The organism is Labrenzia sp. THAF187b (genome assembly GCF_009363375.1).
Taxonomy (GTDB): Bacteria; Pseudomonadota; Alphaproteobacteria; order Rhizobiales; family Stappiaceae; genus Roseibium; species Roseibium algicola.
In genome coordinates this window covers 4330620-4348838 of the sequence record NZ_CP045344.1, presented here as the reverse complement: position 1 = coordinate 4348838, position 18219 = coordinate 4330620, and the positions used below count along the sequence as shown (strand labels likewise).

Annotated in this window: 14 protein-coding genes; 3 read left to right on the top strand and 11 right to left on the bottom strand. The window is 58.0% G+C overall.

Annotated elements, in window-relative coordinates:
* Positions 1–49: 49 nt before the first annotated feature.
* The 5 genes from lpdA to FIV03_RS20030 all read right to left on the bottom strand — a co-directional run bounded on the left by lpdA (position 50) and on the right by FIV03_RS20030 (position 5795).
* Positions 50–1498, bottom strand: a complete 1449-nt coding sequence (lpdA, locus tag FIV03_RS20050) for a dihydrolipoyl dehydrogenase (RefSeq protein ID WP_152510732.1) — start codon at positions 1496–1498, stop codon at positions 50–52.
* Positions 1499–1570: 72 nt separating this feature from the next.
* The gene (locus tag FIV03_RS20045; RefSeq protein ID WP_055654387.1) at positions 1571–2920 is read right to left on the bottom strand and encodes a pyruvate dehydrogenase complex dihydrolipoamide acetyltransferase; all 1350 of its coding nucleotides are present in this window, start codon (positions 2918–2920) and stop codon (positions 1571–1573) included.
* Positions 2921–2936: 16 nt separating this feature from the next.
* Entirely contained in the window at positions 2937–4334 is a 1398-nt protein-coding gene (locus FIV03_RS20040; protein ID WP_152510731.1) for a pyruvate dehydrogenase complex E1 component subunit beta, read from the bottom strand.
* A gap of 14 nt (positions 4335–4348) precedes the next feature.
* Complete coding sequence (gene pdhA, locus FIV03_RS20035; protein WP_228866669.1) at positions 4349–5269, bottom strand: pyruvate dehydrogenase (acetyl-transferring) E1 component subunit alpha; 921 nt, start codon at positions 5267–5269, stop codon at positions 4349–4351.
* A gap of 304 nt (positions 5270–5573) precedes the next feature.
* Complete coding sequence (locus tag FIV03_RS20030; protein ID WP_228866647.1) at positions 5574–5795, bottom strand: septum formation initiator family protein; 222 nt, start codon at positions 5793–5795, stop codon at positions 5574–5576.
* A 243-nt stretch (positions 5796–6038) separates the two neighbouring features.
* On the opposite strand from FIV03_RS20030, the gene FIV03_RS20025 reads away from it, so the two are divergent.
* Complete coding sequence (locus FIV03_RS20025; protein WP_152510730.1) at positions 6039–6695, top strand: protein-L-isoaspartate(D-aspartate) O-methyltransferase; 657 nt, start codon at positions 6039–6041, stop codon at positions 6693–6695.
* 238 nt (positions 6696–6933) lie between these two features.
* On the opposite strand, the gene mfd is transcribed toward FIV03_RS20025, so the two are convergent.
* Both mfd and FIV03_RS20015 read right to left on the bottom strand, forming a co-directional pair.
* A complete protein-coding gene (mfd, locus tag FIV03_RS20020) occupies positions 6934–10419 on the bottom strand; it encodes a transcription-repair coupling factor (protein ID WP_152510729.1) in 3486 nt (1161 codons plus the stop codon).
* A 17-nt stretch (positions 10420–10436) separates the two neighbouring features.
* On the bottom strand, positions 10437–10754 hold the full coding sequence (locus FIV03_RS20015) for a succinate dehydrogenase assembly factor 2 (RefSeq protein WP_077292816.1): 318 nt from the start codon (positions 10752–10754) through the stop codon (positions 10437–10439).
* 231 nt (positions 10755–10985) lie between these two features.
* Here FIV03_RS20015 and recG point away from each other — a divergent pair, with 231 nt between their 5' ends.
* On the top strand, positions 10986–13088 hold the full coding sequence (gene recG / locus FIV03_RS20010) for an ATP-dependent DNA helicase RecG (protein ID WP_152510728.1): 2103 nt from the start codon (positions 10986–10988) through the stop codon (positions 13086–13088).
* 44 nt (positions 13089–13132) lie between these two features.
* On the opposite strand, the gene FIV03_RS20005 is transcribed toward recG, so the two are convergent.
* The gene (locus FIV03_RS20005) at positions 13133–13870 is read right to left on the bottom strand and encodes a DUF502 domain-containing protein (RefSeq protein ID WP_055654395.1); all 738 of its coding nucleotides are present in this window, start codon (positions 13868–13870) and stop codon (positions 13133–13135) included.
* 122 nt (positions 13871–13992) lie between these two features.
* Here FIV03_RS20005 and FIV03_RS20000 point away from each other — a divergent pair, with 122 nt between their 5' ends.
* Positions 13993–14412, top strand: coding sequence for a YbaN family protein (locus tag FIV03_RS20000; RefSeq protein ID WP_152510727.1), 420 nt, complete (start codon positions 13993–13995; stop codon positions 14410–14412).
* Here the strand turns inward: FIV03_RS20000 and FIV03_RS19995 are convergent.
* The 3 genes from FIV03_RS19995 to glmU all read right to left on the bottom strand — a co-directional run bounded on the left by FIV03_RS19995 (position 14407) and on the right by glmU (position 18165).
* Positions 14407–14862 (bottom strand): GNAT family acetyltransferase, encoded by a 456-nt coding sequence (locus FIV03_RS19995; RefSeq protein ID WP_152510726.1) that lies wholly within the window; start codon positions 14860–14862, stop codon positions 14407–14409. The two genes, FIV03_RS20000 and FIV03_RS19995, sit on opposite strands and share 6 nt — an antisense overlap.
* Before the next feature lie 3 nt (positions 14863–14865).
* Positions 14866–16692, bottom strand: coding sequence for a glutamine--fructose-6-phosphate transaminase (isomerizing) (gene glmS, locus FIV03_RS19990; protein WP_152510725.1), 1827 nt, complete (start codon positions 16690–16692; stop codon positions 14866–14868).
* A 117-nt stretch (positions 16693–16809) separates the two neighbouring features.
* Positions 16810–18165, bottom strand: coding sequence for a bifunctional UDP-N-acetylglucosamine diphosphorylase/glucosamine-1-phosphate N-acetyltransferase GlmU (gene glmU / locus FIV03_RS19985; RefSeq protein WP_152510724.1), 1356 nt, complete (start codon positions 18163–18165; stop codon positions 16810–16812).
* Between the last annotated feature and the right edge of the window lie 54 nt (positions 18166–18219).

The window sequence follows — 18219 nt, the reverse complement described above, 5'->3', positions numbered from 1 at the left end:
GCAAAAGGAAATCGGCCTCGGTGCAGTTTTGCCCCGAGGCCAAAAGGGATCAGGCGTTGAGCACCTTGCCGTAGGCGTCCAGCACAGCTTCCTTCATCATTTCCGACAAGGTCGGATGCGGGAAGATGGTGTGCATCAGCTCTTCTTCGGTTGTCTCGAGGTTCATCGCGACGACAAAGCCCTGAATGAGTTCGGTCACTTCTGCGCCGCACATATGCGCACCGAGAAGCTCGCCGGACTTCTTGTCAAAGATAACCTTGATCATCCCGTTGTCTTCGCCAAGCGCGATGGCCTTGCCGTTGGCGTTGAACATGTACCGCCCAACGCGGATGTCGCGGCCCTGTTCCTTCGCCTTTGCTTCGGTCAGCCCAACAGAGGCAACCTGCGGGTTACAGTAGGTGCAGCCCGGAATCTTGCGATGATCCATCCCGTGAACACCAGGCACACCTGCAATCTTCTCGATGCAAATCACGCCTTCATGTTCTGCCTTGTGAGCAAGCATTGGCGGACCGGCGACATCGCCAATGGCATAGAGGCCGGGCACATTGGTGCGGCCATACTCATCAATGACCACACATCCTCGGTCGGTTTTCACGCCAAGCGCTTCCAGACCGATATTCTCGATGTTGCCCTGAACGCCGACAGCGGAAATCAGATGATTAGCCGTAATCTTGCTGACCTTGCCGTCCTTGGTCTCCACGTGGGCAGTAATCGAATCTGCCGCCTTGTCGACCTTGGTCACCTTTGCTTCGGTAATGATCTTCAGACCGCGCTTCTCAAGAGCCTTGCGCGCGAATTTCGAGATTTCCTCGTCCTCGACCGGCATCACGTTGGCCATCAGCTCGACAACCGTTACGTCGACGCCCATGGATCGATAGAAGGACGCGAATTCGATCCCGATCGCACCCGACCCCATGACCACCAGCGATTTCGGCATCTTGGCCGGTTTCATGGCCTCGAAGTAGGTCCAGATAAGCTTGCCGTCCGGTTCAATGCCAGGCAAGGCACGCGGACGCGCACCAGTTGCCACGATGATATGCTTGGCGGTGTAGGTGCCTTCACCCTTCACGCCTTTTGGAACCGGATTTTGCGGCTCGACAACGGGCTTGGAAGATTTTCCGACCTTGACTTCGCCCGGTTTGGTGAGCTTGGCCTCACCCCAGATCACGTCGATCTTGTTCTTCTTCATGAGGAAACCGACGCCACCGTTCAGCCGAGCGGAAACGCCGCGCGAGCGCGCAACGACATCCTTGACGTCCGCCTTCATGGAGCCTTCCAGCGTCAACCCGAAGCTCTTGGCATGGTTGGCGTGGTCCAGGATTTCCGCTGAACGCAGCAGCGCCTTCGTCGGAATGCAGCCCCAGTTGAGGCAAATGCCGCCAAGGTGTTCGCGTTCAACGATCGCAGTCTTGAAGCCCAGCTGGGCAGAACGAATAGCGGTCACGTAACCACCCGGCCCTGAGCCGATAATGATCACGTCGTAATTGGTATCAGCCATGGTGTATTTCCCCGGCGAATGAAGTCATCGATTGAAAACGGCGCGGCGTTGCCGCCGCGCCGGAGATGAGGCTTAAACAAGCATGCTCATCGGGTTTTCGATGTAGCCCTTGAAGGCGGCAAGAAGCTCGGCGCCAAGCGCACCGTCCACGCAGCGGTGGTCGGTCGAAAGCGTCACGCTCATCACCGTGGCAACAGCCAGTTCGCCGTTCTTGACGACAGGGCGTTTTTCGCCGGCGCCGACGGCCAGAATGGTCGCATGCGGCGGGTTGACGACGGCCGAGAAGTTCTTCACGCCCATCATGCCCATGTTGGAGACCGCGGTGGTACCACCCTGGTACTCTTCGGGCTTCAGCTTCCGTTCTTTCGCGCGCTTGCCGTAATCCTTCATCTCGTTGGAAATCACGGAAAGAGGCTTTTCTTCCGCCCGGCGGATGATCGGCGTGATCAGGCCACCCGGGATGGAAACGGCGACACCGACATCGGCATGCTTGTGCATGACCATGTTGTCGTCGGTCCACGAGACGTTCGCATCAGGAACATCGCGCAGGGCCAGAGCCAGAGCCTTGATGGTCATGTCGTTGACCGAAAGCTTGTAGGCCGGCTTGCCTTCCTTGTCCTTGGCGGCAGCATCATTTAGCTGTGCCCGAAGAGCCAGAAGTGCGTCGAGTTCACAGTCCACGGACACATAGAAATGCGGAATGGTCTGCTTCGACTCGGTGAGACGCTTGGCAATGGTCTTGCGCATGCCGTCATGCGGCACGAGTTCGTAGCTGTCCTTGTCGAACAGTTTCAGAACCTGTTCCGCAGACGGGCCGGTTGCCATAGCCGGTGCCGCAGCAGCCTTCGGTGCTTCCGCAGCAGCAGCGGCGGGCGCTGCCTTGCCTGTACCTGCAGCAAGAGCTGCCTCGATGTCGCGCTTGACGATGCGGCCATGCGGACCGGAACCGGAAAGTGCTTTCAGGTCGAGACCGTTGAGCTGAGCCAGACGGCGAGCCAGCGGTGACGAAAAGATGCGGTTTCCGTCAGCGGCTTTGGGAGCCGGAACCGGATCCGTTGCCGCCTTTGCCCCGACCTCAATCGCCGGAGAGCTTTCCGGCACAGCCGGAGCCTTGTCGCCCCCCGATGAAGAAGCAGGTGCCGCCGCTCCACCGGAGGTGTCGATGGAACTGGCATCTTCACCGTCTTCCAGAAGTACGGCGATCAGCTCGTTGACCTTCACGCCTGCGGTTCCCGCAGCCACGACAATCTTGCCGACAGTGCCTTCGTCAACCGCTTCCACTTCCATGGTCGCCTTGTCGGTTTCAATCTCGGCGATTACATCGCCAGCCGAAACCTGATCGCCTTCCTTGACCAGCCATTTGGCCAGGTTGCCCTCCTCCATGGTCGGAGAAAGGGCCGGCATGGTAATATTGATTGGCATGTCCGTCTCCCTGGCCTCAGGCGGTATAGGTTACGGCTTTGACCGCATCGATGACTTCACCAACGTTCGGCAGAGCCAGCTTTTCCAGGTTTGCAGCGTAAGGCATGGGAACGTCCTTGCCGGTCACGCGCAGGATCGGTGCGTCAAGATAGTCGAACGCCTTTTCCTGGACCTGGTACGCGATTTCCGATGAAACGGAGCACATCGGGAAGGCTTCTTCGATCGTCACGATCCGGCCAGTCTTGCGGACGGACGCCAGCACGGTGTCGATATCCAGCGGACGAATGGTGCGCAGGTTGATGACCTCGGCCGAGATCCCCATTCCGGCCAGCTCTTCAGCTGCCTTGATGGTGTAGGTCATGCCGATGCCCCAGGAAACCAGCGTCACGTCCGTTCCGCCGCGTTCCACCTTCGCCTTGCCGATCGGCAGAACGAAATCGTCCATGTCCGGGACTTCGAAGGAATGACCGTAAAGGATTTCGTTTTCCAGGAAGATGACCGGGTTCGGGTCGCGAATTGCTACCTTCAAAAGGCCTTTTGCATCCGCAGCCGAATACGGCTGGACCACCTTCAGGCCCGGCACGTGGGCGTACCAGGAAGCGTAATCCTGCGAATGCTGGGCACCTACACGCGCCGCGGCACCGTTTGGTCCACGGAAGACAATCGGGGCACCCATCTGACCGCCGGACATGTACAACGTCTTGGCGGCGGAGTTGATGATCTGGTCAATCGCCTGCATGGCGAAGTTGAAGGTCATGAACTCGACGATCGGCTTCAGACCGGCCATCGCTGCCCCGACGCCAAGGCCGGCAAAGCCGTGCTCGGTGATCGGCGTGTCGATGACACGCTTTGCGGAAAACTCGTCCAGCAGGCCCTGGGTGATCTTGTAGGCGCCCTGATACTCCGCGACTTCCTCACCCATAATGAAGACGTCCGGATCACGGCGCATTTCCTCTGCCATCGCATCACGCAAAGCTTCGCGTACGGTGGAGGACTTCATTGCCGTACCGGCCGGAATTTCCGGATCGTCAGCAGTTTCTGGTGCAGGAGCAGCAGGCGTCGGAGCGGAGGCCACAGCCGGTGCGCTCGAAGCTTCTGCAGCCGCAGGGGCTTCAGGGGCCGCAGCGGCGGCTGGCGCGGAAGCTGCAGCGTCGATGGCACTGGCGTCTTCGCCCTCGGCCAGCAGAACAGCAATCTTCTCGTTCACCTTGACGTTGTCGGTTCCTTCGGCAACCAGGATTTTTCCAAGCGTGCCTTCATCAACCGCTTCCACTTCCATGGTGGCCTTGTCGGTCTCGATTTCGGCGATCACATCGCCAGCAGAGATGGTGTCGCCCTCGGCCTTCAGCCACTTGGCGAGCTTGCCCTCTTCCATAGTCGGCGAAAGCGCCGGCATCAAAATGTCAATCGGCATGTTGTCCCCCGGCCTTAGAGCAGAATGTCGGTGTAGAGTTCAGACACATCCGGTTCCGGATCCGTCTGTGCAAATTCGGCAGCTTCCGCGACCCTGGCCCGCACATCCTTGTCGATGGCCTTGAGGTCGTCTTCGGAAGCCCACCCCTTGTCCATGAGGCGCGCACGCACCTGTTCGATCGGATCATGTTCAGTCCGCATCTTCTGGACTTCGTCCTTGGAGCGGTATTTTGCCGGATCCGACATGGAATGGCCGCGGTAGCGGTAGGTGATCATTTCCAGAATGAACGGCCCCTTGCCTTCACGGCACCATTCCAGAGCTTCAGCGGAGGCTGCCTTGACTGCACGCACATCCATACCGTCGACCTGCTTGCCCGGAATTCCGAAGGAAGCACCGCGTTGGGAAAGATCTGTGGTGGCGGAGGCGCGGGCTACGCTGGTGCCCATGCCGTACTTGTTGTTCTCGATCACATAAACGACCGGAAGCTTCCACAGCTCGGCCATGTTGAAGCTCTCGTAGACCTGACCCTGGTTGGACGCGCCGTCACCAAAGAAGGCCATCGCGACATTGCCGTTTTCACGGTACTTGTTCGCGAAGCCGAGGCCGGTGCCGAGCGACACCTGCGCACCGACGATGCCATGGCCGCCATAGAAATGCTTCTCCTTGGAGAACATGTGCATGGAGCCGCCCTTGCCTTTCGACAAGCCACCGCGACGACCGGTCAATTCCGCCATCACACCTTTCGGATCGAGATCCATTGCCAGCATGTGGCCATGATCCCGGTAACCGGTGATCATCTGATCGCCGTCTTTCTTGGCCATCTGCATACCGACGACGACAGCTTCCTGTCCGATATACAGATGACAAAATCCGCCGATGAGGCCCATGCCGTACAATTGCCCGGCTTTTTCCTCAAAACGGCGGATCAGAAGCATTTCGCGGTAAGCGTGAAGTTCTTCGTCCTTATCGAACTCGGCGATCGCAGGCTGCGCCTTCTTGGCGGAGCTGCGGGTCCGGCTGGTGCTCTTGGAGCTAGCGGAAGTGGTCTTTGATGCTGTGGCCATAACCCTCATCTCGGCGTGACGTTTCCCCTAAGATAGGTAGGAGCAACTTATCCGGTTGGGTCTGTCAATCCAATCCACGCATCTCGCACTGCAACAACTGCATCAAGATATTGTCATTGCTGAGGAATTTTATATTTAACCAGATTTTTGTTAATGCAGTAAAATCAACTGAAATTCAGTTCATGCTGTAACGGTGACCCGGTCTGAGAACAACCAGCTCGTCAGGATGCACCAGGTTGAGATTGAGCCTTGCGCGTTCATCGAGCATATCAGGGTCGAGGCTCTCCGGCCGAAGCAGACTAACCCTTGAGACGAGTTCCTGACGCTGTGCGGTCAAGACAGCCAACTCCCCTTCAAGTTCGGACACCTGACGCTCGATCATTGCGCGGCCAACCATTCCGAGCTCACCGCTCATTGCATGGAAGCCAAAATAACCAAGCGCAGCAATGGCGATTGCAGGCGTGATCAATCGACGGAGAAATGACTGTTTTCGCTGACGGGTAGCTGCTCGGGGCACTCTTTGGACCTTAACGCTGATACACTGGCCTCTTGGTTCTCTCACTATGCGGATTTAGGTTTAATAGAGTCTTGAGACAGCCAATCAAATGCACGGTAAATTTGTGTCCGGCGAGAGCAGCCCATGGATCAGTGGACGACCGCACGCGCAGAAATGGTTGAGCAGCAACTGCACAGGCGCGGCATCAGCGATAAACGGGTTCTGGCCGCCATGGCCAGTGTGCCGCGCCATATCTTTGTTCCGGAGAGCGAGTTAAACCGAGCTTACCGGGATGGGCCTTTGTCCATCGGATATGGCCAGACAATATCCCAGCCCTACGTTGTGGCTCTCACTTGCGAACTGCTTGAAATCAGTGAAAACGCGAAGGTTCTGGAGATCGGGGCAGGTTCTGGTTACGCAGCAGCCGTGCTTGGAAAGCTCGCTCACAAAGTCATTACGATCGATCGACTTCAGGAGCTCGTCAGCCTTTCCAGGAAAAATCTGGAACAGGCAGGTTGCAGGAACGTCGAGGTCCTTTGCGCCGACGGAACACTCGGCTATCCGGCCGAGGCTCCCTTCGATGCCATCGCTGTTGCGGCCGGAGCGCCGGCTGTTCCCGATTCTCTCAAAAAGCAACTCAAGGTAGGCGGTCGGTTGGTGATTCCGGTTGGCAGGTCAAAGCGGCAGCAAGATCTCATCCGGGTCGAACGGCTTTCCGAAACCGAGTTCAAAACAGACAATCTCGGGGCTGTCGCCTACGTACCTCTGGTGGGTGCCGAAGGATGGGCGGATGTGAGCTGAGGCCTATCGGGTGTCAATCGCCAACTTCGGGTATCCCGGCGCCCCTTTCTACTGGTTCAAGCGTTGTTTCAGAAAAACTCTGTAAAACAGGAAGTTATTCTGGCTTGGGGCCACCAGGTCGTCCTTCGCGAACACCTCGGTTCGCCGGATAACCACATGTTCAGTGCGATATTGGGCCGGCTCCTGCTCGAGTCCGCGCACTCGTTCCACACGTCTGAGCGAGCCGGCGAACTCTGTCTCAGGCGGCCGCCAGGCGCGCCAGCTTGGTCAGCACCGTTGCGGTCCCTTTCAAACGGGCGTCGGTTTTATCCCAGTCGCGCGTCAGGACCACCTTCTGATCCGGACGGATCTTCGCAAGGACACCCTGCTCGGCAATGTAGGAAACCAGACCGGCTGGATTGGAGAATTCGCTATTGCGGAACGTGATGACGATCCCTTTCGGCCCGGCATCGACCTTCTCCACATTGGCCTTGCGGCAAAGCCCCTTGATGAAGACGATCTTGAGGAGATGCTGCACTTCTTCCGGCAACGGTCCAAAGCGATCGATCAGTTCCGCACCAAAGGAATCGATTTCCTCCGCCTCGGTAACATCGCCCAAACGACGGTAAAGCTGCAGACGCAGTTGCAGGTCGGCGACGTAGTTTTCCGGGATAAGAACAGGCGTGCCGATGTTGATTTGCGGCGACCACTGCTCGTCGCCAAAATCCGCGCCTCCATCCTTGAGCTGGGCAACCGCCTCTTCCAGCATCTGCTGGTAAAGTTCAAATCCGACTTCCTTGATATGCCCGGACTGCTCCTCGCCAAGCAGGTTCCCTGCCCCGCGAATGTCGAGATCGTGGCTGGCCAGCTGGAAGCCCGCCCCCAATGTTTCGAGAGACTGCAGCACCTTCAATCGGCGCTCGGCAGTCGCCGTCAACGTCTTGTTGGCTGGAACGGTAAAGAGCGCATAGGCGCGGGCCTTGGACCGGCCGACACGTCCGCGCAGCTGGTAGAGCTGCGCAAGGCCGAACATATCAGCCCGGTGCACGATCAACGTGTTCGCGGTCGGAATATCCAGCCCGGATTCCACGATCGTTGTCGACAGCAGGACATTGTACTTGCCCTCATAGAAGGCGTTCATGACGTCTTCCAGTTCGCCCGGAGGCATCTGGCCGTGGGCAACCGCCACTTTCAGTTCAGGCACCTGATTTTCAAGAAACTCGAGGCGCTCTGCAATGTCGGCAAGGCGCGGACAGACATAGAAGCTCTGCCCGCCCCTGTAATGCTCGCGCAGAAGGGCCTCTCGAACCACCAACGGATCGAACGGCGAGACGAACGTGCGCACCGCCAGCCGGTCAACCGGCGGCGTTGCGATCAGCGACAGTTCGCGTACGCCGGTCAGTGCAAGCTGCAAGGTCCGCGGGATCGGTGTCGCCGATAGCGTCAGCACGTGAACGTCCGATTTCAGCTCCTTCAGCCGCTCCTTGTGCTTGACCCCGAAATGCTGTTCCTCGTCGATGATAAGCAGGCCGAGATCACGGAATTCGATGGACTTGCCCAGCAGCGCATGGGTGCCGACGACAATATCGACTGATCCGTCCGTGATGCCTTTCTTGGTCAGGCTCAGTTGCTTCGTGGGCACCAGGCGGGATGCATGGGCTACGTTGATCGGCAGACCATGAAAGCGCTCGGAGAAGGTCTTGAAGTGTTGACGGGCCAAAAGGGTTGTCGGCACCACCACCGCAACCTGGCGCCCGGACATGGCGGCAATGAAAGCGGCACGAAGTGCCACTTCCGTCTTGCCGAATCCAACGTCGCCGCAAACCAGCCGATCCATCGGCCTCCCTGATGACAGATCGTCGAAAACCGCATCGATCGCCGTAAGCTGATCGTCTGTTTCCTCGTAGGGGAATCGCGTCGCGAACTCGTCGTAGACGCCTTCCGGTGTTTCCACCACCGGCGCGGTCTTGAGAGCACGTTGAGCTGCTGTCTTGATCAGGCCGTCGGCGATTTCCAGAATGCGCTTCTTGAGCTTGGCCTTGCGTGCCTGCCAGGCACCGCCACCGAGCTTGTCGAGCTGGGCTTCCTGATCTTCCGAGCCATAGCGGGACAGAAGCTCGATGTTTTCAACAGGAAGATAGAGTTTGTCGCCACCGGCATATTGAAGTTCCAGGCAGTCATGCGGTGCACCGACAGCTTCGATCGTTTTCAGACCGATGAACCTGCCGATACCGTGGTCCACGTGAACGACGAGATCGCCTTCCGAAAGGCCCGTCGCTTCGGTAATGACGTTGGCGCCCTTGGACTTGCGACGCGACTTGCGAACCAGCCTGTCACCAAGGATGTCCTGCTCGCCGATGAAGACGACGTCATTGAGCTCAAAGCCATGCTCGATGCCCAGTACACACAGCGCGGTTGTCTTGGCGGGAAGTCCCTCGATGTCCTTCAGCGTGTCCGCATTCTTGACCGCTCCAAGACCATGGTCTTCAAGGATCTGGCCGAGACGGTCGCGCGAACCTTCCGACCAGCAGGCAATCACCGTGCGTTTGCCCTGTTTTTGCAGTTGGCGCACGTGAGTTGTCAGCGCGTCAAAAATGTTGATGTCGCCCGCTGCCCTTTCGGCAGCAAAACTCCGGCCCTGACGCCCGCCCAGTTCGACAATCGTCTTGCCGCTGCCTGGCGGCGGCGTAAAGGGATCAAGTGCGGCGCTTGCGCGGTCGGCAACAGCTGCACGCCATTCCTCTTCGGTGACATAGAGACTGGCCGGTTCCACCGGCATGTAAGGCACCGTTCCGGCGCTTGTCCCCATTTCGCGCGCTTCCTGACGTGCGCGGTAGTATTCCGTGACCTGGTCGACGCGTTCGCGGACTGCGTCACTCATGCTGGTGTCCAGCACGACAGGCGTGTCGCCGATGTAGTCGAACAGACTTTCCAGTCGGTCGTGGAACAGCGGCAGCCAATGCTCCATGCCGGCATACCGGCGACCGTCGCTGATCGACTGATAGAGCACGTCTTCACGGCTGGCTGCGCCAAAATTGGCGAGATAGGAACGACGGAAGCGTGAGATGCCTTCCTCGGACAGTACGACCTCGCTCATCGGAACCAGGTCAAGGCGTTTCAGCTGTTTGGAGGTTCTCTGTGTTTCCGCGTTGAATGAGCGGATCGATTCAAGGGTATCGCCGAAGAAATCGAGCCGCACGGGCTCCTCCGCTCCAGGCGCAAAGAGATCGACAATACCGCCACGAACAGCATATTCGCCGGTTTCACGAACGGTCGGGGTCCGCGAAAAGCCGTTCATCTCCAGCCATGTGGAGATCGCTCCCATGTCGACCCGGTTACCCGGTGCCATGGAGAAGGTCTGGTCGGCCATGAAAGAGCGCTCGGGAACACGCTGAAGTGCCGCGTTGAGCGTTGTCATCAGGACGGTTTTCTTGCCGTCCGTCATGCCACGCGCAAGTTGGCCGAGCGCAAGCAGGCGGCGTGCACTGATCGCAGAATTGGGCGAAACGCGGTCGTATGGCAGGCAATCCCAGGCGGGCAACTGCAGGATTTCGACCTCGGGATCGAAGAACTGAAGTGCTTCGCTGACCATGGCCATGCGCGTGGCGTCGCGGGCGACAAATACCAGGGCAAGGCCCTGCGCTCGGGATTCGGCAAGCAGCCTTGCAAGAGCGTAGCTTTCGGCCCCATCCGGAACGCCGGCAAGCGTCACGTTGGCCTGATCCTTCAGCAGGCTGTCAAACACAGCTGGCGTCCTTGTTGTTATCTGCCAAACCCGGCCGGACCGGCGGCTTCATGATAGGCAATGATGCGGCGGTAAAGCGGACCGTCCCACTCCTGCGGCAAGGGCTTGCGACCTGTCATCCAGGCGTACAGATCCTGGTCATGCGCTGTCAGCAAGTGCTCGAGTTCGAGGAGTTCTTCTTCCGTAAGGCTGTCGATCTTGGCATCCGCAAATCCACCCAACAGCAGATCCATTTCCTTCATGCCCCGATGCCAGCACCGAAACAGTATTTTCTTGCGCCGGGAATCCCGTTCGCCACCATTGGTATCGACGTGTGCGCCGGACATTTCGGACATGAGAGACAGACCTATGAGAAGCTGACCGGCCTTGAGGCAAAGGCAGAATTGTTTTCGCCGATATCGGCCGGACAAGTGATTTCGTGTCGGTTATATAGCGCCAGAGAACGAGCTTGTCAGCGCCCAGTTCACAGAATGTTCTATTTGTTGCGCAGCGCTCCGCCTTCGTGGCAGAACAGGGGTTCCTGATACCGAACGTCCTGCCGTCTCTCGAAGGTTTACACGCCGAACATGCGCCCGCCAGTCCTCGATCCCCTGTTTGCCCCGGTTTCGACTTTGCCTGGAATCGGACCAAAGATCGAAAAGCTGGTATCCGGCCTCGTCGGCAGCCAGCCAGACCGCGACGCAACAGTTGCGGATCTGCTCTTTCATATTCCTCATAGCCTTATCGACCGGCGGCACCGCCCGGGCATCGCCTATTCGGAAAATGGCGATATCGTCACGCTGGATGTCACCATCGGCCGGCACATGGCGCCTCCCCGGCATTCGAAAGCACCTTACCGGATCAACGCCTACGACGAGACAGGCCAGATCACCTTTGTATTCTTTCACCCGCGCCATGACTGGCTGGAGAAAACTTTTCCCGAAGGCGAACGAAGGATCGTGTCAGGCAAGGTCGAATGGTTCAATGAACGCCCTCAGATGGTGCACCCGGACTATTCGCTGAAACCTGAGGAAGCGGAAGAAATGCCGGCGATCGAACCGGTCTATCCGCTAACCGCCGGTTTGAGCTCCAAAACCCTGCAAAAGGCCGTGCGGGCAGCTGTCGACCGTGTGCCTCACCTCCCGGAATGGCTGAATGACGCCCATCTTCACCAGACTGGCTGGCCGGACTTCGCAGATGCCTTGAAGACACTGCATGCACCGCATGAACGCAACGACATCGACCCCGCCTCCCCCTTCATGCAGCGGCTCGCCTATGACGAGCTGCTCGCCAGCCAGTTGGCTCTTGCCATGGTGCGGGCACACATGCGTACGCTTGGCGGTATTTCGCGAAGCCCCAAAGGGGAACTGCAAAAAGCGGTGATAGCGTCACTGCCGTTTCAATTGACCGGCAGTCAGGCAAAAGCGATCGAGGAAATCAATGAAGACCTCGCCAAACCAGTACGCATGTTGCGACTTCTGCAAGGCGATGTCGGCGCCGGCAAGACCGTTGTTGCGCTCGCCGCCCTGGCACAGGTGATAGAAACCGGTGCGCAAGGGGCCCTGATGGCGCCGACGGAAATTCTCGCCCGCCAGCACTACGCGTCGATGTTGCCGCTGTGCGAGAAAGCAGGCATTCGCCTTGCCCTTATGACCGGAAAGGACAGCCAGAAGGAACGTCGCCTTCGACAGGAGCAGTTGGACGCAGGCGAGATCGACCTCGTGGTCGGCACCCACGCCCTTTTCCAGGGAACCGTGACCTTTCGCAATCTGGCCATGGTCGTCGTAGACGAGCAGCATCGCTTCGGTGTGCATCAACGGCTCGCCCTCTCGGCCAAGGGCAACGGCGTCGATGTTCTGGTCATGACCGCCACCCCTATTCCGAGAACGCTTGTGCTGACCGGCTTTGGCGACATGGACGTGTCGCGCCTGACGGACAAGCCCGCGGGCCGCAAGCCCATCACAACCGTGTCAGTGTCCCTGGACCGCCTGGACGAGATCATTGGCCGGGTTGGTGCAGCGGTCGCCGACGGACAGAAGGTTTATTGGGTATGTCCACTGGTGGAAGAATCCGAGAAGATTGACCTGGCTGCCGTCGAGGAGCGTCATCGGGTTCTAGAACATGCTCTTCGGCAACGCGTCTCACTGGTCCACGGCCGCATGAATGCCGACGAAAAGGATGCCGCCATGGCAGACTTCAAGTCCGGCGCAACCAAGGTGCTGGTGGCAACAACCGTTATTGAAGTCGGCGTCGATGTGCCCGATGCCACCATAATCGTGATCGAACACGCCGAACGCTTTGGCCTTGCGCAGTTGCACCAGCTGCGAGGCCGTGTCGGACGCGGTGACAAGCCGTCGTCCTGCGTCCTTCTTTACAAGGGACCGCTTGGAGAAACGGCCGGCGCGCGCCTCAACATCATGCGCCAGACCAACGATGGTTTCCTGATAGCGGAAGAGGATCTGAAGCTGCGTGGCGGAGGCGAAATTCTCGGCACCCGGCAATCCGGCACGCCAGGTTTTCGTATCGCACGCGCCGACGAACACGCCGATCTGATGGAAGTCGCACGCGACGACGCGAGACTTATCCTTGAACTGGATCCGGATCTGAAAACCAAACGCGGCGAAGCTCTGCGGTGTCTTTTGTATCTGTTCGGCCGCGATGCCGCGATCAGGCTCCTCAGGGCCGGCTGACACCGTAGGGCAAAGCGGACAATGGATTACACGGCTTAACGCACTCAGGCGTCTTCGGAGCTTCTCACCCGTTCCAGCTGCGCCGGATCGACAATATCGTCTGCCAGAATTTCCGGATATTTCGGATTGACCAGACCTGCCGAGATCACGAGCTTTGCGGCATCTTCGACACTCATGTCCAGTTCAATCACATCTTCCTTGGGAACAAACAGCAGAAAGCCCGATGTCGGGTTCGGCGTGGTCGGCAGGAACACGGAAAGTGTATCGGCCTTGTCCTTGAGCCGGCGCTCCACTTCGCCCTTGGTGTCGGTGGAGATGAACACAATCGCCCATAGACCTCTGCGTGGATATTCGATCAGCGCCGCTGTGGTAAAGCTGCTTCCACGCTGATCAAGCACTGTCTCAAAAATCTGCTTCAAGCCACTGTAAATGTTACGAACGAGCGGCATGCGACCGACGATTTTTTCGCCAACCGAGATAAGACTGCGTCCAAGGAAGTTTGCTGCAAGAAAGCCGACGACCGTGAGGACGAACACTGCAACAATGAGCCCGAAACCGGGTATCGGAAACGGCAGGTAGGTGTCCGGATTGTAGATCTTGGGTACAAACGGCTTGACCCAGCCATCCACCCATTTGATGAAGGTCCAGGTCAACCACAGGGTAATGCCGATCGGGCCGGCGATGACCAGCCCTGTCAGGAAGTAGTTGCGAAGACGTGTTGCCGCACCCGGCCGATGGCCTATCTTGTGCGCGTCTTCTGCTTTATGTTTGTGTCGGCTCATGGGTTAAACCCGAAACTTCCCTGTGTGTGCTCGTCTTTTCAACTGACCCGAACTTAGATAAGCATCTTTATCGCAGTGCGGTATCCTTCGCTTGATTTATTTTTCAGCGATGTATTCAAATTATGCCGGATTTGGAGGCAGTGTTGCGGCGGACCACGTTCAAACTTCTGGGAACTGGATGTGTCGGCCTCGGGATTGTCGGTGCGTTCCTTCCCATTCTGCCGAGCACGATCTTCTTCATCCTTGCCGCTGCCTGTTTTGCCAGATCCTCTCCCGCACTTGAGGCGCGCATCCTCAACCACCCTATCTTCGGTCCGCCAGTGATTGCCTGGCGCGAACATGGCGCGATCCCGCCGAAGGCAAAAATCTTCGCCATTTCCGGAATGACTTTCGGATATTGCGTCTTCTATCTTTCAACCCATCCGAACCTGTGGCTTGCCATAGGTGTCGGACTGTTCATGATCGGCTGCGCAGCCTACGTCCTGTCTCGTCCATCGGGCCCGGGCAACACCCCTCCCGACGGTTGCAAGGATCCGTCATAGGTCGACGGGCTCAATGTCTGGAATAAGCCGTTTCCCAAGGGAAACAGCGCTTTCCTCCGCATATCCGAGTTGTTCGTAAAACCGCAGAACCTTGTCGTTGTCCTGACGTACCATAAGGTTGATTTTCGGACAGCCCTGCGCAATCAAGAATGCCTCGCAGCGGCTCATCAGCATTTTCCCAAGGCCCACCGTCTGGCATTCGGGATCGACTGAAAGATAGTTGATCGACCCGCGGTGGCCGTCGTACCCGGCCATGACGGACCCGATAAGCCTGTCTCCACGCAGAAGCACGAAGAAGGCACCGTTTTCGTCGGTCTTCTTGCGGTCGATGTCCTTGTTCGGATCATTCCAGGGTCGCGTCAGTCCACATTTCTCCCAGAGAGCAATAACGTCAGCCCTGTACCGCTCCTCGAAGGGCAGAACCCGATCTTGCGTGCTTTTGCCGTCCATGGGTTATTCAACCGTAACGGATTTGGCCAGGTTCCTCGGCTGATCGACATCGGTGCCCATGAAGACTGCCGTGTGGTAGGCAATGAGCTGAACAGGCAACGCGTAGATGATCGGCGCAACGATATCCGACATGTCCGGTAGAATGACGGTATTTTCGGCCGCATTGCCGCACTCCGACGCTCCGCGTTCATCAGTGATGAGCACGATCCGTCCGCCGCGCGCGGCCACTTCCTGCATGTTGGAAACGGTTTTCTCGTAAATCGCATCAAAGGGCGCGATCACGAAAACCGGCATGTTTTCATCGATGAGGGCTATTGGACCGTGCTTGAGTTCCCCGGCAGCGTAGCCTTCTGCGTGGATGTAGGAGAGCTCCTTGAGCTTCAGCGCGCCTTCCAGTGCAAGCGGGAAATTGGTTGCCCGGCCGAGGTAAAGGGCATTGCTTGCCTTGGAGAGCGGATGCGCCAGTTTCTCGATATCGCTTTCACGGGCCAGGGCCTTGAGAGCGAGGCTCGGCACTTCGATCAATTCCGCGACAAGCGCCTGCTCCCGCTCCGGCGTCAGCACGCCGCGTTCCCGTCCGGCCTGCAGGGCAAGACCTGCGAGCACCGCAAGCTGACACGTGAAGGCCTTTGTCGAGGCGACGCCGATTTCAGGTCCGGCAATGGTCTGGAACACCCGGTCGGCTTCCCGGGCGATCGTGCTTTCCGGCACATTGACGATCGCGCCGATCGTGGCACCATTCGTTTTGCAGTACCGCAGTGAGGCGAGCGTGTCTGCAGTTTCACCAGACTGGGAAATCACCAGTGCCGTGTCCTTTTCGCTCACCGGTGTTTCGCGATAGCGGAACTCGCTGGCGATATCAATCTCCACGGGAAGACGGGCGTATTTCTCGAACCAGTATTTGGACACCAGACCGGCAAGATACGCTGTTCCGCAGGCCGTGATGATCAGGCGCGACAGGTCCTTGAACTTGAGTTGGTCAGCCCCTTCCACACGGGCCCGCTTGGTCGTGTAATCGAAATAGCGTGACAACGTGTGGCCCAGCACTTCCGGCTGCTCGTGGATTTCCTTGGCCATGAAGTGCTTGTAGTTGCCCTTGTCCATAAGACTGGAGGTGACAGACGACCTTGCTTCCGGGCGCGTGACAGGCTGGTTTGCCTGATCAAAAATCTCAACACCTGCCCTTGTGATGACGGCCCAGTCGCCCTCATCAAGATAGGTAATCCGGTCGGTAAACGGTGACAGGGCGATGGCATCGGACCCGAAGAACATTTCCCCGTCTCCATGCCCAACAGCAAGCGGCGATCCCTTGCGGGCACCGATAAGAAGATCTTCCTCACCGGAAAACAGCATCGCCAATGCAAAAGCACCCTTCAGCCGCGGCAGAACCTGTGCAACAGCATCGCGAGGAGAAAGTCCCTTGGCCATCGCCAGATTGACCAGGTGGGCGACAACTTCTGTGTCGGTTTGGGTATCCAGCACGGCGCCGGCAGCGACGATTTCCTCTCGCAGTTCCAGATAGTTTTCGATGATACCATTATGCACGACGGCAACCGAGCCGGCCTGGTGCGGGTGGGCATTGGCAACAGTCGGCGCACCGTGTGTTGCCCACCGTGTGTGACCTATCCCGGAGATGCCTGTCAGGGGCGACTTTTCGAGGACGGCTTCCAGATTGCGCAGCTTGCCTTCCGCCCTGCGGCGCACGATAGCACCATCCACCAATGTGGCCACGCCGGCAGAATCATAGCCCCGGTATTCCAGCCGTTTCAGCGAATCCACGATCCGCGGCGCCGCATCAACCGTTCCCAACACGCCAACAATGCCACACATGCAAAAAGCCCTTTAAAAATGGATCCAACGGACCGCACTGCTTTAGACGACAGCGCCTGCCAATCAGAAATCAATCCCTGTTTCATTAAATGACAAGGGTCGAGAATTGTAGGAAAGTCAGGATTTGGTTTCCTTGGCAGCCTTCAGCCGCTCCCGCAACTGTTTTGCCTTGCCTTCCTTGACGATCTGCCGAGCACGGCCAAATGCCATCGAATCCTGGTCCACATCATCGGTGATCACGCTTCCGGCAGCGACAAAAGTCCCGCTGCCAAGGTTGACCGGTGCCACCAGCGTGGAATTGGAACCGACAAAACTGCCCGCTCCAATCTCGGTCCGGTGTTTCAGGTAGCCGTCGTAATTGCAGGTAATGGTGCCAGCACCAATGTTCGATTTAGAACCGACACTGGCGTCGCCGATGTAGCTGAGATGATTGGCCTTGGCACCGTCTTCGAAGGTCGTGTTTTTGACTTCGACAAAGTTGCCGACACGGGTGTCGGCCCCCAGAACCGCGCCGAGCCGCAGACGGGCATAGGGACCAACAGCGCTGTTCCTGCCAACGGATGCCCCCTCAAGGTGACTGAAGGCGCGGATCCTTGCTCCGCTTGCGACCTTTACCCCCGGGGCGAAGACAACATTCTGCTCTACGACAACATCCGGTTCCAGAACGGTATCATGCGAGAAATACACCGTGTGCGGCGCAAGCAATGTGCAACCGTTTTCCAAAGCGATATTTCGCATACGAACCTGGAAATCCTCTTCACAGGCAGCCAGCTGAGCACGCGTATTGATGCCTTGCGTTTCGACTTCCGAGCCGGAAACCGCAACAACCTTCAAACCCCTGCTGTTGGCTATTTCGACCGCGTCCGTCAGGTAAAATTCGCTTTTGGCATTGGCGTTGCCAATCGCATCCAACAAAGAGAGTGCATGCTGCCCCGAAAACCCCATGATGCCGGAATTGCAGAACGTGATCCTCCGTTCTTCGTCCGAGGCGTCCTTTTCTTCCCGAATGGCAACCAGTTGCCCGTTATCGGTCAGCAACCGGCCATAGCCGAATGGTTGTAGGGTTTCGAACCCAAGCACGGCCAAATCTGCGCCATCCGACAAGGCCCGTCGAACTTTGCCAATCGTGTCTGCCGTCACCAGTGGAGTGTCGCCGAACAGGATCAGGACATCGTCCGAAGGCGAAGCCAGTGCAGAACGGGCGGCAAGCGCTGCGTGAGCCGTACCCAGCCTCTCGTGCTGGACATGACAATGCGCTTCCGGCGCTAGGTTCTGAACCAGCTTTTCAAGCTCGGGCATATCTGGTCCGGTTACGACGGAAATTCGGTCAGATCCAGCCTGTTTCAGGGCCTTTACCACATGCCCGACCAACGGCAGTCCGCCAATCTCATGCATCACCTTTGGCAGGTCGGATTTCATCCGGGTGCCGAGTCCGGCGGCCAGAACAATCGAAAGGCAAGAACGGGAGGTCATCAAAGGTCCACTGTCTATTTTTCGGGCATCACCCACACAAGTCGGCCTCTATAT

Coding starts and splice junctions, on each gene's coding strand:
- lpdA (WP_152510732.1), bottom strand. CDS start 1,498: ATGGCTGATACCAATTACGACGTGATCATTATCGGCTCAGGGCCGGGT.
- glmU (WP_152510724.1), bottom strand. CDS start 18,165: ATGACCTCCCGTTCTTGCCTTTCGATTGTTCTGGCCGCCGGACTCGGC.
- FIV03_RS20015 (WP_077292816.1), bottom strand. CDS start 10,754: ATGTCCGAAATGTCCGGCGCACACGTCGATACCAATGGTGGCGAACGG.
- FIV03_RS20025 (WP_152510730.1), top strand. CDS start 6,039: ATGGATCAGTGGACGACCGCACGCGCAGAAATGGTTGAGCAGCAACTG.
- FIV03_RS20045 (WP_055654387.1), bottom strand. CDS start 2,920: ATGCCAATCAATATTACCATGCCGGCCCTTTCTCCGACCATGGAGGAG.
- FIV03_RS20040 (WP_152510731.1), bottom strand. CDS start 4,334: ATGCCGATTGACATTTTGATGCCGGCGCTTTCGCCGACTATGGAAGAG.
- FIV03_RS20000 (WP_152510727.1), top strand. CDS start 13,993: ATGCCGGATTTGGAGGCAGTGTTGCGGCGGACCACGTTCAAACTTCTG.
- glmS (WP_152510725.1), bottom strand. CDS start 16,692: ATGTGTGGCATTGTTGGCGTGTTGGGAACGGTTGATGCGGCGCCGCGG.
- FIV03_RS19995 (WP_152510726.1), bottom strand. CDS start 14,862: ATGGACGGCAAAAGCACGCAAGATCGGGTTCTGCCCTTCGAGGAGCGG.
- pdhA (WP_228866669.1), bottom strand. CDS start 5,269: ATGCTTCTGATCCGCCGTTTTGAGGAAAAAGCCGGGCAATTGTACGGC.
- FIV03_RS20005 (WP_055654395.1), bottom strand. CDS start 13,870: ATGAGCCGACACAAACATAAAGCAGAAGACGCGCACAAGATAGGCCAT.
- recG (WP_152510728.1), top strand. CDS start 10,986: ATGCGCCCGCCAGTCCTCGATCCCCTGTTTGCCCCGGTTTCGACTTTG.
- FIV03_RS20030 (WP_228866647.1), bottom strand. CDS start 5,795: ATGGTTGGCCGCGCAATGATCGAGCGTCAGGTGTCCGAACTTGAAGGG.